8 protein-coding genes and 3 CRISPR repeat arrays (2 of these 11 running past the window's edge) are annotated in these 14,410 nt (G+C 70.7%); all 8 genes read left to right on the forward strand.

Features of this window, described 5'->3' with window-relative positions; translation table 11 throughout:
* Positions 1 to 277: a CRISPR direct-repeat array (repeat unit 30 nt; unit sequence GTCCTCATCGCCCCTGAGAGGGGTCGCAAC); it begins 20 nt to the left of the window's first position.
* A 273-nt stretch (positions 278 to 550) separates the two neighbouring features.
* Positions 551 to 1,585: a hypothetical protein gene (locus tag HNP84_RS29045; RefSeq protein WP_185053116.1), complete on the forward strand. Its 1,035-nt coding sequence runs from the start codon at positions 551 to 553 to the stop codon at positions 1,583 to 1,585.
* Positions 1,570 to 3,096 carry a Cas10/Cmr2 second palm domain-containing protein gene (locus HNP84_RS29050; protein WP_185053117.1) on the forward strand — a complete coding sequence of 509 codons (1,527 nt, stop codon included), beginning with the start codon at positions 1,570 to 1,572 and terminating at the stop codon, positions 3,094 to 3,096. The genes HNP84_RS29045 and HNP84_RS29050 overlap by 16 nt, the downstream gene beginning before the upstream one ends.
* Positions 3,093 to 5,381 carry an RAMP superfamily CRISPR-associated protein gene (locus tag HNP84_RS29055; protein ID WP_185053118.1) on the forward strand — a complete coding sequence of 763 codons (2,289 nt, stop codon included), beginning with the start codon at positions 3,093 to 3,095 and terminating at the stop codon, positions 5,379 to 5,381. Before HNP84_RS29050 ends, HNP84_RS29055 begins: the two co-directional genes overlap by 4 nt.
* A complete protein-coding gene (locus tag HNP84_RS29060; RefSeq protein WP_185053119.1) occupies positions 5,378 to 6,943 on the forward strand; it encodes an RAMP superfamily CRISPR-associated protein in 1,566 nt (521 codons plus the stop codon). The genes HNP84_RS29055 and HNP84_RS29060 overlap by 4 nt, the downstream gene beginning before the upstream one ends.
* Positions 6,940 to 7,485, forward strand: a complete 546-nt coding sequence (gene csx19, locus HNP84_RS29065) for a type III-D CRISPR-associated protein Csx19 (protein WP_185053120.1) — start codon at positions 6,940 to 6,942, stop codon at positions 7,483 to 7,485. The genes HNP84_RS29060 and csx19 overlap by 4 nt, the downstream gene beginning before the upstream one ends.
* On the forward strand, positions 7,485 to 9,560 hold the full coding sequence (locus tag HNP84_RS29070; protein ID WP_185053121.1) for a TIGR03986 family type III CRISPR-associated RAMP protein: 2,076 nt from the start codon (positions 7,485 to 7,487) through the stop codon (positions 9,558 to 9,560). The genes csx19 and HNP84_RS29070 overlap by 1 nt, the downstream gene beginning before the upstream one ends.
* 88 nt (positions 9,561 to 9,648) lie before the next feature.
* Positions 9,649 to 11,895 carry a hypothetical protein gene (locus HNP84_RS29075; RefSeq protein ID WP_185053122.1) on the forward strand — a complete coding sequence of 749 codons (2,247 nt, stop codon included), beginning with the start codon at positions 9,649 to 9,651 and terminating at the stop codon, positions 11,893 to 11,895.
* A 124-nt stretch (positions 11,896 to 12,019) separates the two neighbouring features.
* Positions 12,020 to 12,514: direct repeats of the CRISPR family, unit length 30 nt; unit sequence GTCCTCATCGCCCCTGAGAGGGGTCGCAAC.
* 305 nt (positions 12,515 to 12,819) lie between these two features.
* Positions 12,820 to 13,866 (forward strand): hypothetical protein, encoded by a 1,047-nt coding sequence (locus HNP84_RS29080; RefSeq protein WP_185053123.1) that lies wholly within the window; start codon positions 12,820 to 12,822, stop codon positions 13,864 to 13,866.
* Between the two features lie 315 nt (positions 13,867 to 14,181).
* Positions 14,182 to 14,410: direct repeats of the CRISPR family, unit length 30 nt; unit sequence GTTGCGACCCCTCGTAGGGGCGATGAGGAC (it continues 133 nt past the right edge of the window).

The raw sequence follows: 14,410 nt of genomic DNA on the forward strand, positions 1-14,410 counted from the left end.
GGGTCGCAACATTACGAGGTCATCGAGATCGGCGCCTGACCAGCGTCCTCATCGCCCCTGAGAGGGGTCGCAACCTGGTCAGCACGAGCACGTGGGGCTCGTCGTCGCGCAGTCCTCATCGCCCCTGAGAGGGGTCGCAACGGCTTGCCCGCGAACCATTCCGTACCGGGGCAGTCGAGGTCCTCATCGCCCCTGAGAGGGGTCGCAACAGCATCTCCGTGCGTGCGATCGTGGACGCCCGCGCCAAGTCCTCATCGCCCCTGAGAGGGGTCGCAACAGGGCGTATGCGCCGGTGCTGATGGTGGGGTTGTCGGTCCTCACCGCCCCTGTGAAGGGGCCGCAACGTGTATTGCAGCTCCCATCCGACGGCCAGGACGTGCCTCCTCATCGCCCGGGGAAAGGCGCAATGCCGCTGAGCAGCGCCGATGTCTTCGTCCATCTGTAGTGGGTGAAGGCGGAAACAACGGGCGTAGGGGCGGAGATGGGCTGGAGTCGGGGTGGGGCGCGGCGGAGGTTATGGGAGGGGGCCTCGGCGTGGTTGGTGGCGGCGTTGGCCGGTGTGGCGGCGGCCGTCGCGGCGGGGACGGTGCCGGATGTGATCAAGGGGTGGTGGGGCGATCAGCGGTGGTTTCTGACCGTGCTGTGTGTGGCGGCGGCCGGGGTGTTCGCGGGGATCAATCTGTGGCAGCAGCGCACGAAGGGGGTGGGGATCGTCGTCTCGCTGCCGCGAGAGGGGTGGCGGAGGCCGTGGAGTCCGCAGTGGGCGGAGGCGGCGGCCGATCACGCGCGGCGGAACCATGATTCCTGCTTCACCGTGCGCCGGTCGATAGACGCGGAGGGGCCACAGGCGCGCACGGAGGCGCTGGAGCTGGCGTACGAGCTGGTGACGGCGAGGTTGACCGAGCTGGCCGAGTCCGATCCCAGCACCCCGGTGTCGCTGTACGTCAACGCGGCCCTGCCCGACGCCTATGATCTCGGCGCGCTGTTCAAGTTCAACGTGCACCGGGAGCTGCGCGGCGTCGCACCGTACCTGGGTGTGGACGCGGACGGGTCGGTGCTGGCGCAGCGGTCGGAGAGTGTGGCCTCCGACTTCTTCCCGGCGGTGCGGCTGAGCGGGCGGTTGAAGGAGCCGTTGAGCGGCGCCGAAGCCGCGCGCGCCGCCACCTTCGCGACCATCGTGGAGGAACCCGGGTTCGAGCCGGCCCCCGAGGGCGAGGCGGTCGCGATCGTCGTCCACCTCGCCGACAACCCGCTGATGGTGGCGCAGGCGCTGCGGGCGGCGGGGGAGGGGTGCCGTGACGCGCGGGGGCGTTTCGAGCGGTGCCGTGCCGCGCTCGTCATCGACGGGGGGCAGGCGAACATCCCGGAGAACAGCGCCGACTTCGAGTTGATGGTCCGGTACGTCTACACCGCGTGGCGGTCGTGGCTGGCCGTCCGGCCGCAGTACCGCGAGCTGCGCCCCCGGTTGTTCATCGCCGCCCCGGCCACGGTCGCGTTCGCGCTGGGGTGGCTGTTCGGCCACACCGTGGCGGTGGTTCCGCATCCCTATCAGAGGCAGGCAGGAGAGACATGTACGTCGTCGTGATCCGCACGGCGGGAAATCAGCGCTACATCTTCGCCTCCAACAAGCGGCAGGAGATCGTCGGCGCGTCCGAGCTGATCGTGAAGGTCGAGGGCGCGTGGGCTAAGGAGGCTCTGGAGGAGACCTTCGGTGGTGAGACGCACCGTTTCGAACGGCTCGTCGCCGGTGCCGGGCAGATCGTGCTGCTCGTCAAGGAGGTGGCGGACGGGCGGCGGATGGTGACCGAGGTGACCCGGCGCGCCCTGAGGTACGCGCCGGGGCTGGATGTGTGCGGGATCGTGGTGCGCTACGACGAGGGCGGGCTGGCCGAGGCCGTACAGGAAGCGCAGAGCAGGCTGGCGTCGGTGCGTGAGGCGCGGCCGGGGCCGCAGGCGCGGTTCCTGCGGCTGCCCATCGTGGAGGACTGTGCCTCCACCGGCCTGCCCGCCGCCGAAATCCGCCGCGAGGGCGGGCCGCCCCCGAAGGGGAAGCCTGAGGAGCGGCCTCAGCCGAGGTCGGCGGTGTCGCTGGCGAAGCTGGCCGCGCACGAGGATGCGCTGCTCCGGATGGGCGACCTCGCGGGGAAGGAACGCGAGGAGATGCGGCGGACGGTCCAGTGGCTGGGGTTCGAGGCCGGCTGGGTGGCGGTGGTGCACGCGGACGGCAACGGCATCGGCGCGATCTTCACCGGGCTGCGGGAGTGGGCTCGGGGCCGGGATGACAGTGCCTACGCCGAAGCGCTGCGCGATGTGTCCGCAGGGCTGAACGAGTGCGCGCAGCGGGCGTTCCGGAAGGCCAACGACTCGAACGCGCGCATCCTGCCCTTGGTGGTGGGGGGCGACGATCTGACGGTGGTGTGCGAGGCGGAGGCGGCTCTGCCGTTCACGCGTCGCTACCTGGAGGCGTTCGAGGAGGAGACCGCTCAGGACGAGCGGATCACGGCGTACGTGCCGGGCGGCATCGGCGCCGCCGCCGGGGTGGCGATCGTCAAGCGCAACTATCCCTTCCACTTCGCCTACGACCTCGCGGAGGAGCTCATCGAGCAGGAGGCGAAGCAGGTCAAGGGGTGGGCGTCCGCGCTGGCGTTCGCCGTGCTGCACGAGAGCGCCGCCCCCGACCTCAAGCGCATTCGCGGTGCGGTGCCCATCGTGGAGGACCTTTCAGGGTCCGCTTCACCGTACATCGTCGGCCGGGGCGCGGCCGATCCTCGCGCGGAGCACCGGCGATGGAGCGACCTGGAGCGGCGGGTGAACGCGCTGACGCGGGACGAGCCGGGGACGGGAGGGCCGCTGATCCCGCGCGGCGCCGCGCACGACCTGCGCGAGGGCGTGTGCCTGGGGGAGAAGGTGGTGGCCTCGCGGGTCACGGCGCTGCGGCACCGATTCGAAGGGGACCAGGCGCGTACGCAGGCGCTGGCCGAGCTGACCGAGGACGATGGCGGCCTGGTGTGGGCCGAGGACGGGACGAAGGTGACGGGGTTGCTCGACGCGATGGCGGCGCTGCCGTTCCTGGCCGGTGAGGGGGCCGCGCGATGACGACGCCGGGGGAGTTCACGATCGCGCTGCACATGCTCAGCGACTGGCGCATCGGCACCGGGACCGGCGCGCACGGATACGTCGACCGGCTCGTCCAGCGGGACGCCGACGGCACGACCGGGTCGCCGGCCGCGCCGATCGTGCCCGCCAAGACGCTGGTGGGCGTCTGGCGGGACTCGTGCGAGGTCGCGGCGTACGCGCTGGACAGCGGCGACGGCGGTGGGGTCTGGCACGCCTGGCTGCACCACCTGTTCGGCGGGCAGTATCGCGCCGATGACACCACGGTGGTCCGTCCCGCGGCCCTGGTGCTCGACGGCCCGCTCCGCTTCCCGGGCACGCTCGCGGCGCTGCTGCGGGCCAAGCCGCGGGTGGCCTGGGCGGCGACCTTCCGCAAGCCCGGCGTCGCGATCAACCCGGAGACCGGCACCGCCGAGCCGGACAAGCTGCGCTTTGAGGAGATGGCACGCGGCGGAGCCACGCTTGTCGGCTCCGGCCGGATCAAGGGGTTCGGCACGCTCGACCCGGGGCAGCAGGCGGCGGCCATGGCGCTGCTCGGCGCGGGCGCGCGGCTGCTGGAGACGATCGGCGGCAAGCGGCGACGCGGCGCGGGCCGGTGCCGGATGACGGTCACCGGGCCCGGCCTGGCCCCGGAGTGGACGTCACCGGCGCTACGCGATGTCCCGCCGCCCCCAGTGGCCGCGCCGTACGCCGTGCCCGAAAAGGCCACCGCGCCGGCGGGGGAGGGGCCGGGATGGGAACGGGCCGAACTGGTGATCACCGTCGAGGAGCCGGTGCTGGCCGCGGCCACCGTCCAGGGCAACCTCGTCGAAGGCGAGAAGCACATCCCGGGCTGGTGCCTGATGCCGGAGGTGGTGCGCCGGCTCGGCGGCGCCGCCCACGCCCTGGTGCGGAGCGGGGATCTGGTGGTCACCGCCGCCCTCCCGCGGTCGCCGCGCGGCACCGCGACGCTGCCGGTTCCCCGGGTGCTCACGCACGAGAAGGGCCGGCCCGAGGTGGTGACCGGCAACCGGCTGCTCGACGGACCTGCCGGCGGCAAGACGTACAAGGAGGGGTACGTCGTCCCGGACGGCGAGGACGCCTACGCGACCGTCTCGCCGGACACCACGGTGCGCATGCACAACACCATCAGAGACGACATCCAGCGTCCCGCCCGGGACATCGGCGGCGTCTACATCTACCGCGCGCTCGCCGCCACGACCGTGCTGCGCGCGGAGGCGCGCGTACGTGCCGGACGCCTCGCCCCCGGCTGGGAGGACAAGCTCGCCGGATCTTGGCGGGTCGGCCGCTCCTCCAAGGACGACTACGGCAAGGTCCGCGTCCAGGTGCACCGCCAAGCCGCCGAGCCCGGCCGCGACCAGGCAGTGGCGGGGCTGCTTCGAGTGTGGCTGCTGTCGGACCTGCTCGTCCGCGACCGGCGGCTGCGGCCCAGCACCGACCCCGCCGACGTCGCCCGCGCCCTGGAACAGGCCCTGGCCAGTGCGGGTGCCGAGGGTGTACGGCTGACGCCCCGGCCCGGCGCCGCGCTGGCCGCGCACCGCACCGAGAGCTGGCACCGCGGCTGGGGCCTGCCCCGCGCCACCCTCTACGGCCTCGCCGCCGGAAGCTGCCTCACCTTCGAGGTCGACGGCGGCCCGATCCCGGCCGAGGCCCTGGCCGAGGTACGCGCCGCAGGCGTGGGCGAGCGCCGCGCGGAGGGGTTCGGCCAGGTCGAGCTGGACCACCCCCTCCTGGTACGCCCGGTCGCCGAGGCCCCGGCCCCGCCGCACACCTCTGGCCCGCAGCCGCCGGAACTGCTGGCACCGGACGCCGAGGGGCACGCCACCGCCCGGGTCTTCGAGCGGGCCGCGTGGCGGGCGGAGATCCACCGGGCGAGCGAACGCATCCGCGGCCGGCAGGCCGAGCGCGAGAAGGTGCTGCACCGGGAGGTGCCCAGCACGCAGCTCAACGCGCTGCGCGAGGTGATCGCCGACCTGGCCGAGGGCCGCGCGGAAAGCCGGCTGGCCTGGCTCACCAGAACCAAGGCGGGCCGCCGGGAGTGGCCCCCGGAGGCGGTTGATCAGCTCAAGCACCTCCTGACCAGCCCGGACCGCATCTGGGACCTGCTCGGGCTTCAGGAACAGGACCTCGTGCTGACATCCGACGGCATCCCCGTGCTGCGCCGGGAACTGCGCGACGAGGCCATCCGCGTACTCGTGGAGGCCTGCCTGTCGGCCCACACTCGGGCCAAGGCCGCCAACCTCGAACGGGAAGGGAGCGCTCGATGACCGCCAGGGTCGGCCGCCGCATGACCAGCAGGGTCCGCGCCCGGGGCTGGCTGCGTACGGAATCGCCGCTGCACGTCGGCGGCCTGGGCCACGATCCGTCCGAGCCGCTGCCGATCGCGGTGGACGGCCAGGGCCGCCTCTACGTCCCCGGCACCTCCCTCGCCGGCGTCCTGCGCGCCTGGTCACTCGGCCGCGACACCGAGACGAGGGACCTGGACCACCTGTGGGGCTTCATCCCGCGCGACGAGGAGCCCGGCGACGGGCACGCCAGCCGGGTCATCGTCGCCGACGGCCTGATCACCGCCGACCCCAGGCCGGAATCGCCGCCCCCGCCGCTGGAGGACCGGCCGTCGGTGGGCATCGACCGCTTCACCGGCACCGCCGCCACCGAGTTCCTCTACAGCCGGGCCGTCGTCCCGGCGGGCTGCCACATCAGGCTGGAGATCGACATCGAGTCCGACGGCGACGCGAGCGCCGACGAGGCCCGCATGGGCGCCTTCCTCACCGCCCTGGCCGACGGCGACGTCCGCCTCGGGGCCGCCACCAGCCGCGGACTCGGCGCCGTCCGCCTGCTGGACCACCCCCTCGAAATCGTCGTGGACCGCTTCGACTCCCCCGAGGGACTGCTGGCCGTCCTGCGCAACGACCCCTCGCGCGTCCGCACCCTCGCCTCGCTGCGGGCCGGGGCCGCCGGCCTGCCCCAGCGGCGGGACGTGCTCGACATCCGCATCGCCTGGACGCCACGGGCCCCGGTCATGGTCCGCTCCGGCACTCGGGGCCTGGTCGTGGACACGCTGCCGCTGACCACCCGGATCGGTCGCAGGCACCTCACCCTGGCCCTGCCCGGCGCGTCCATCAAGGGCGCGCTGCGCGCCCACGCCGAGTTCATCGAACGCACCGCCCGCGGCCTCGACGTGGACACCCCTGTAGTGAACGGCTCAGCGGGCGCGTACAGCGCGGCCTTCCGCGCCCAGCTCGACCAGTTGCCCGCCGTACGCGCCCTGTTCGGCGCCGCCCGCGACGACAGCGCCGACCGGCGCGCGGGCGCGCTCCGCGCCGAGGAGTGCACCTCCACCGCGACCATCCCCGACGACCTGTGGCGATCGGTCACCGGCGCCGACACCGAACCGTCTACGACCGGCGAGTACCCGGAGTCCGTACGCGACCGGCTGGAGGACCTGGGCATGTCCCGTTCCGACCACGTTGCGCTGGACCGCTGGACCGGCGGAGCCGCGGACGGACGGCTGTTCAGCGTCCTGGAACCGCACGCCGTGGAGTGGGAGCCCATTCGGCTCTCCCTCGACCTGACCCGGCTCGGCGACGACGACGCCAGGCACGCCCCGCTCGCGCTGCTCCTGCTGACGCTTCGCGACCTCGCCGACGGCCGCCTCCCCCTCGGTGCCGCCACCAACCGCGGCTTCGGCGACCTGGAGGTGAGCGCCATCACCCTCACCGGCGGCGCCTGGCCCGACCCGATCTCGCTGCCGGAGGCGCTCGGCAGCCCGCAGATCGCCCCGATCGCCCAAGCCTGGGAACGCTACCTGGCCCTGGAGGTGTCATGACGACCGTCCTGTACGGCGCGGCGGCCGAGGGCCGCGCACTCGCCGACGCGATCGAGGCCGCGGCCATGGACGGCGGTTGCGCCCTGCTGACCGCCCCCTCCGCCTACCACGTGGCCCGGGTGGAGGGCCGCGACTGCATGACCCCGGACGGCCCCGTGGACCTGAGGGCCGTCTACGAGGCGCGGGTCTTCACCCCCGACAGGGAACTGCGCTGGGTGGAGCGCGGCTACGCCGTCCTGCTGACCGAGGACGAGAGCCTGCTGCCGCCGTCGTTCCCCGAACGACTGGACGCGCTGGCGGCGATCGACGTACTGGACCACCGCTATCTCGTGTGGGGTGAGGCGACGCGCGGAACTCCAGGCTGGACGGCGCTGCGCTCCAACCGGGTGCCGACCATCGCCGTGCCCGCGGCCACGGGACAGAGCCGGGTGCGACTCGCCGCCCGCGAGTACGTCGCCGTGGAACCCGAGCACGGAAACGCCTACGTCGCCGAAGAACGCCTGATCGGTTTCGAGCCCTACCGCCCGGAAGGAGCGGCGTGATGCCGACCGGAGAGCCATTCCTCAATCCGTACACGTTCATCCCGGCCTTCCCCCGATCCGGCCTGCCTGACGGGTTCGAGGACCGCGCTCCGGACGGCCAGGAGCGCCTGCGCAAGGGCTGGACCGGGCGGATCGGCGTCACCCTCACCGTCGAGACGCCCTTGCTCGTCCTCGACCCGTCCCGCGCGGAGGGCAGTGACCACAAGGTGTACCCGGTGCGTCTCCGCGACGGCCGCCCGTACCTGGCCGCGACCTCAGTCAAGGGCATGCTGCGCGCCGCGTACGAGGCGATCACCAACTCCCGTTTCGGCGTCTTCACCGGCCATGATCGCCCGCTCGCTTTCCGTCATTCCCCAGACTTCGCCAACAAGCTGATCCCGGTCCAGGTGCTGGCCGACAAAACGGTTCAGGCGTTCGAGCAGGCGGTCATCAAGATGTACGACAAGACCGGCCGCGGACTCTACCCGAAAAACGGAATGCCGGTGCCCCGGCACGGCCAGAAGGTCCATGCCGTGATCAGCGGGGGGAAGGGCATCCCTGAAGTCGTTCGCTTCGTTCCCGAAGGCAGAATGCGCAACCTGCGGCTGCGCGGTCGGGAACGCCTTGTCAACGGCACGTTCTGTGTCACCGGCCGGAACATTGACGGCAAGCGCTACGAGCGGTTGTTCTTCACAGAACCCGGCCAGGAGCCGAAGGTGCTTCATCCGGCCGACACGTGGGACGACCTGTTGGCCCACTGGAACGCCCTGCGCTGCTCGGCCGAGACCAGCGAGAGCTGGCCCGATCTCGCCGAGGGGACCTTGTGTTATGCCTACCGCGAGCCGGAATCCACAAAAGTGTCACGGCTTTATCCGGTGCTGGTCCCCCGTGACCTCTCTCCCGTGTCCCCTGCCGAGATGCTCGATCCGAGCATCGCTCCAGCGGCTTGCCTCGGGGAACTCTCCCCGGCGGACCGGGTATTCGGCTGGGTCGCTCCCGAGGCCAGTGGCGTACGCCCCGCCGCGTACAAGGGACGGCTGCGAATCGGCCCCGTGATCTGCGACGACGACGCTGACACCGCGGTGCGCCGGTTCGACGGCGATGGACTGCCGCTGGCGATCCTGGGGCAGCCGAAACCGCAGCAAGGACGCTTCTACCTTGCCGCTAGCAAGCACCGTCCCGACCTGCCCATCCCGGACAGGACGGCCAAAGGGGACCTTTACCGTCACGACCGCGGCCTGCGCGGGCGTAAGGCGTACTGGCACCACGCCGGCCTGGACGCCAAGCGGCACTGGGATCCGAGCCGACGCGGAGGTGGCGACCCGGCGCAGGAACTCCTGCCCGGCAACCGCTTCCGCGAGTACCTGCGCCCCCACGAACCAGTGGACGATCAAGGAACGTCCACGCGCGACGGCCGCCGCTACGCCACCAACGGCCAGGATCAACGGGACAAGCAGAACCGCTCCATCACAGGATGGGTCAAGCCCGGCACCACCTTCCGCTTCACCATCGACGTACGCGACCTGGACGACATCGAACTGGGCGCGCTCGCCTGGCTGCTCACCCTGCCCGACGGGCACTTCCACCGGCTCGGCCTGGGCCGCCCGCTCGGGTTCGGCAGCGTACGTCTCGCCATCGATCCCTCACGCACAACGCTGCACTCCGCAGCCGACTACGTCGCCTACTACCGCACGCTCTCCGGCACACTGCCCGAAACAGACGGGCACAAGGTATTGCAGTCGGCCGGGGACATGTTCGACCAGATAGTGGAGAACTCGCCCTCACTCGGCGCGATCCGGGACGCCTTTCAGGTGGTCACCTCAGGTGATCCGAACATTCCCGTGCACTATCCCCGGGTGCTGGGCAACAAGCTGTCCCCGAATGCCCCCGCACCACCCGATCCTCGTGGCAGGAACTTCGAGTGGTTCACCCAGAACGAAAGAACCGGACAGGACGCCCCTAAAGGCACGCGCCGCTCGCTCCCGGCAGCGACGGACCGCAGCCATCCACTGGTCGTGTTCCCCGAGCCACCGCCGGAAAAGAGCAAGGGCCCAAAGAGTGGCGGGAAAAACGGAAATAATCGGAGAAAAGGCTAATCGTCCGCGTATTTCCTGCATGGTGGCAGAGTCATGCGTTACCGTCATGGTCATCGAGGTCGCTCCCCATTCTCCCCAAGGAGCCTCCATGGCGGACAAAACGGAGGGCACCCTGCTCGTGCACGCGGTCGGTGGCGGCGACCTCGGCCTGGCGGGTGCGCGCGACTGGACCGGCGCGCCCGTCGACATCGACGGCGACCCGCAGGCGACGGGCACCGACCTCCGCCCGCTGCGCAAGGTCCTCGCGGGCCTGGCCGCCGCCAAGCTCCCGGTCTCCCTCATCGCGCTGCTCGGCACGACCACCCCCGGCGGGCCCGCGGGCAGGTCCTTCGCCGAGCACGCCGAGGAGATCCGCGCCCGGCTCGTCTCCCCGAACGGCCTGTTCGGGGCCCGTTTCGAGCCGGGCGCGGTCGCGGTCGTCCCGGTCCAGGGGCCCACCCTGAGCCACACCACGGACGCCCTGCGCCGATGGCTCGACGGCCGGACCCCCGACGACATCCTGGTGACGTGCGGGTCGGGGGCGTACGCCCTGAGCGCGGGCGCGCTGTGCGCGGCGCTGGAGTCCCGCCGTTCCGCCCGGATTCTCGACATCGCCGGTGCGGAGCGGTCGTACACGCTCGGCCCTGCCCGTGGCATGGACACGTACCTGGAGTCCTGGCTGCTCCGCCACCGCTTCTGGGACGCGCTCGCCGAGATCGACCCAGACCACGCGCCCCTGTGGGAGCTCCTCGCCGCCCGTCAGGCAGGCAACATCGACAGGGCCGCCGCCCTTACCTCCAGACCTGACCGCCTGCCCGGCATCGAGATCGAAAGGTTCACCAAGCCCTGGCCTATCGCTCAAGCCGCGCTCTTCGAGAGGCTCGGCCGCGGCGAAGCCGCCGACCACGGCCTGCTGCGCGCCTGGTTCGCCCACCAGCTCCACAAGTTCTTCAACAACGAGGAGACGCTTCTGTCTCCCAGAAACCGGGACCTGATCGCCGACCTCATCGACGTCCTCGGCGACCGGAACAGCGATCAAGGTGGCCTCGCCGGCAAGATCCGCACTGCGAGCCGCGAGACACGCGGCGACCACGAGAGCGCAGCGGTCGCGATGCTGAGAGACAACGCCCTCGTCGACCTCTATCGCGAGGCGGCCACCCATCAGGCGCACCTCAAACCCGACCCAGCCGAGCCCGGCCCACTGCCCCCGGTCCTCCTGGCCGCAGCCGACCGCTGGGAGAAGGACGACCACACCGTCAACCTGGTCACCGGCACCGGCAGAACATGCTGGCCAGTGCTGGGGAGCGGTGACGTCCTGGCCCTCATGGCCGTCGGCCTGGACCGCGACGGCAGGGACGGGGAAGACCACCGCGCCATACTCGCCGTCATCACCGACCTGCGCAGACGGCAACAACACCTCCTCCGGCCCGGCGCGCTCAAGCTGCGCCTGCTGGCCAGCCCCGAAACCCAGGACCGGGCGCATCGCCTGTCCCATTGGGCCACCCGCGACACCGACGCCACGGCCGACGTGCGCGTGATCGGCGGCGTCACCGGCGACCTTCTCGCCGTACGCGACAGCGTCACCACGGCCCTCGCCGCCGAGGCCCCGCCCACCGGCCGCCGAGACTCGGGCAGCCTGCGCGACATCGACGAACTCGTCCTGGTCCTCAACCCCGGACCGCCCATGACCAACTACGGCATGATCTCGGCCGGAGTCGAATGGTCACTCACCGCCGCCTGCCCTCTGCGGATCACCGAACTCACCCGCCGCCCCGACGGCCTGCCGGAACTACGCGGCGGCGCCCCCGTCCTCGCCGGCCTCGGCGCCGACCACATGCTCACGGCCCTCGCGGTGAGCGCCGTACGCCGGCTCGACCTGCGCACGGCCCGGCGGCTCGTCGAGCGCATGTCAGAACCCCCGCGCGAGGTGCTGCCGCGCCTGAAACGCCTGGAGTCCGACCTGTACGGCCCCGCCGGCAGGGACTGGCGCGAAGCGGATCGCATCCGCCATGCGAGACGTCGCCTACGCCTCATCCGTGACGTCGGCGAGAGACATCTGATCCCCATGGCGTACCTCGCCGTGGAGGCTCTCCGGCCGGCTCTCTTTCCCTGGCACGTGTGGACGCGGCTTCAGAAGGCGTGTCCGGTGTTGAAGACCCTCGGCAGGATGGCGAACGACACGGTCCAGGGACATGCCTTGGACAGATACCGGCGCGGCATATGGCGACCAGAGCGGCACGATGTACGGGAGCTGCTGGCACAGGCCATGGTGGAGTTGGGCGGGCCGGGGGAGGGGGACGATGTCCTTGTAAAGCAGTACGGAGAGGTCATCGCCAGGCTGTCGGGCGGCGGGTGAGAGCCAGATGGATCATGGTTTTTGCAGCAAACCTCCCGGGGTTTCTGCACTACTGGAGGTTCACTGCAAAATCCCTTCTCCAGAGCCATGGGAAGGGCCCTTTGACCTGCGTCTTTACCGTTGGGTCCTCATCGCCCCTGAGAGGGGTCGCAACACGGCCACCGGAACGGTACGCAGGTACTCGCCAAGGTCCTCATCACCCCTGAGAGGGGTCGCAACACGCACCGGCGACGCCGCAGCAGCGCGAGACCGAGCGGGTCCTCATCGCCCCTGAGAGGGGTCGCAACCCCGCGACAGCGCATCCATCCAGCCGCGGATCATGAGGTCCTCATCGCCCCTGAGAGGGGTCGCAACTTAACCCACTCCGAGGCCGCCGAGGCGGGTGAGCGTCCTCATCGCCCCTGAGAGGGGTCGCAACCGCGGGCGAACCTGGCGAACGCTTCCGAGCTGAGCCCGTCCTCATCGCCCCTGAGAGGGGTCGCAACTTCACGTACCTCTGTGAGAGCTGCGAATAGCTGAAGTCCTCATCGCCCCTGAGAGGGGTCGCAACCCACCGGACGATTCAGGCCGACCTGAACCGGCTGGCGCAGTCCTCATCGCCCCTGAGAGGGCGGGGTCCTTGTGCGGGTCGTCGATCAGGCGCGAGCGCCCCCGGGAAGGGGTGCAACACGATGCCCGCGATGACCAGTCAGACCCGTCACCGGTCCTTATCGCCCTTGAGTGGGCGAACGACCAGGAGATGCCATTTGGTAAAAGCGGTTGACCACCCTACGACGTTGCCGCCATTCTGGGACCGTTCAACGGCCTGCGCCGACGAGCTTGAGCGGATCGGCCCGCTCCTCTGAGGGTCTCGGACATCGAGGCCAATGCCATGAAGGCACGCTCTCGGGCGTGCCCTCCTGTCATGCCTTGGAGGGGCACCTCATGATTCTGGCCGCAGTCGCCGCCAATAGCGAGTCGCTCGCCTTCCACGCGTACCACGCGCTTATCCGCCCTGCTCTACGAGACGCCGCCTGCGGGCCGCTTCGCCGTGCGCGGCACAACGGCAGGACCTGCAGCGGCACCGATCGCGGACGGTTGTGCGACGACTGCGAGGAGAACGTCGACGATCACCTCCTCGCCAAGTTCACCATGGTGCGCAAGGCCCTGGACGGAGACATACCGCGCACGAGCACGGGCACGGTCGTCCGCGAAGTTCAGGTCATCGTCGACTGGCTCACCGCTCCCGAGGCGGCCACGACCTCGCTCCACGAAGCGTCCCGTCTGATTCGGCAGCGGCCGAGCAGCGCGGAACCGGCCGGCGTACGAGCTGCGCGCGCCCAACTCGTCCACCACCCGCTACAGAACCTGGAGGCACGCGTACGGCGCGCGGAAGCCGTGGCCATGGGCGCCTCGGCCCGCCCCGAGCGTGACTTGATCCAGTCGGCCTGGGCCGAACCGCTGCGCGCCGACCCGACGGCGTTCGCCCTCCTGCTCGATGCCGTGACCCGGCTGCGGTGGGGCGGCTGTGATCCCTACGCCATCTCCCCCGACCTTCTCACCCGTCTGAACCTCGACCCGGCTGCCGCCCACCAGAAGCTGCGCGGCGCTTTGGCCGCGCTGCTTGAGCTTCGTCCCGACTTCTATCGCGCCAACGTGATCCTGCACATGGAGCAGGGCCAGTACTGCCAGGACCTCGTCACGGTCGTGAGCCCCGAGTCCCTCTTCACCCAGGCCGAAACCCGCGCCGAGGCCCGACGCGACTTGGCTCATCTCCTGGCGCACGATCCCAGGTCGAACGGTCACGGTATCTACCGAACTCTGCTTGGACACATCTCCAGCCCTACGCCCCCCGGTGCTGCCGACCTGGTTTCCTGGACGGCCTACGAACTACTGATTCCCGACGACGCCGCCTATGACCTCATCGGCCGCCTGGTGCACCTCACAGTAGCTGCGGACTCGGATTGGGTGGCCGACCGCTGCAACACGTGATCATCGCTGATGTCTGACGTACTGATGCCTCCGCGCCGTGACCGTTCACAGCGCGGAGGAAGGCGGATGTCTTCGTTGCCCCGTCTGGTCGTTCGCGGGCACCCGCGGCATCTGGTTACTGCACCAGTACTGGTGGAGAGACTTCGACAGTAGCGTTTCTTGGGTGGGGGCGGCGGCCGCGCAGTCGCAACGCGATGAGCATGCGCTCTCTCGCAGCGGCGATGACCCAGGGCCGTTCTTGAGACGGCTGGACTGAAGTTGACGTGATCCCGCCTGATCTTGGTGATCGGGCGGGATCTTGTGTCCGCGCCCTGACTGGCGACCCCTCGTAGGGGCGATGAGGACCCGGGCCATCTGCCGGGGGACGTGGACGTGATCTACGGGTTGCGACCCCTCGTAGGGGCGATGAGGACGTCAGGGTTCAACTGTCTCCCGGCGTGCCACAGCGCCGTTGCGACCCCTCGTAGGGGCGATGAGGACCTTCGAGCGTGATGGGCTCATCGTGCAGTCCGACAGGTTGCGACCCCTCGTAGGGGCGATGAGG

This window comes from Thermocatellispora tengchongensis, from assembly GCF_014202315.1.
Classification (GTDB): domain Bacteria; phylum Actinomycetota; class Actinomycetes; order Streptosporangiales; family Streptosporangiaceae; genus Thermocatellispora; species Thermocatellispora tengchongensis.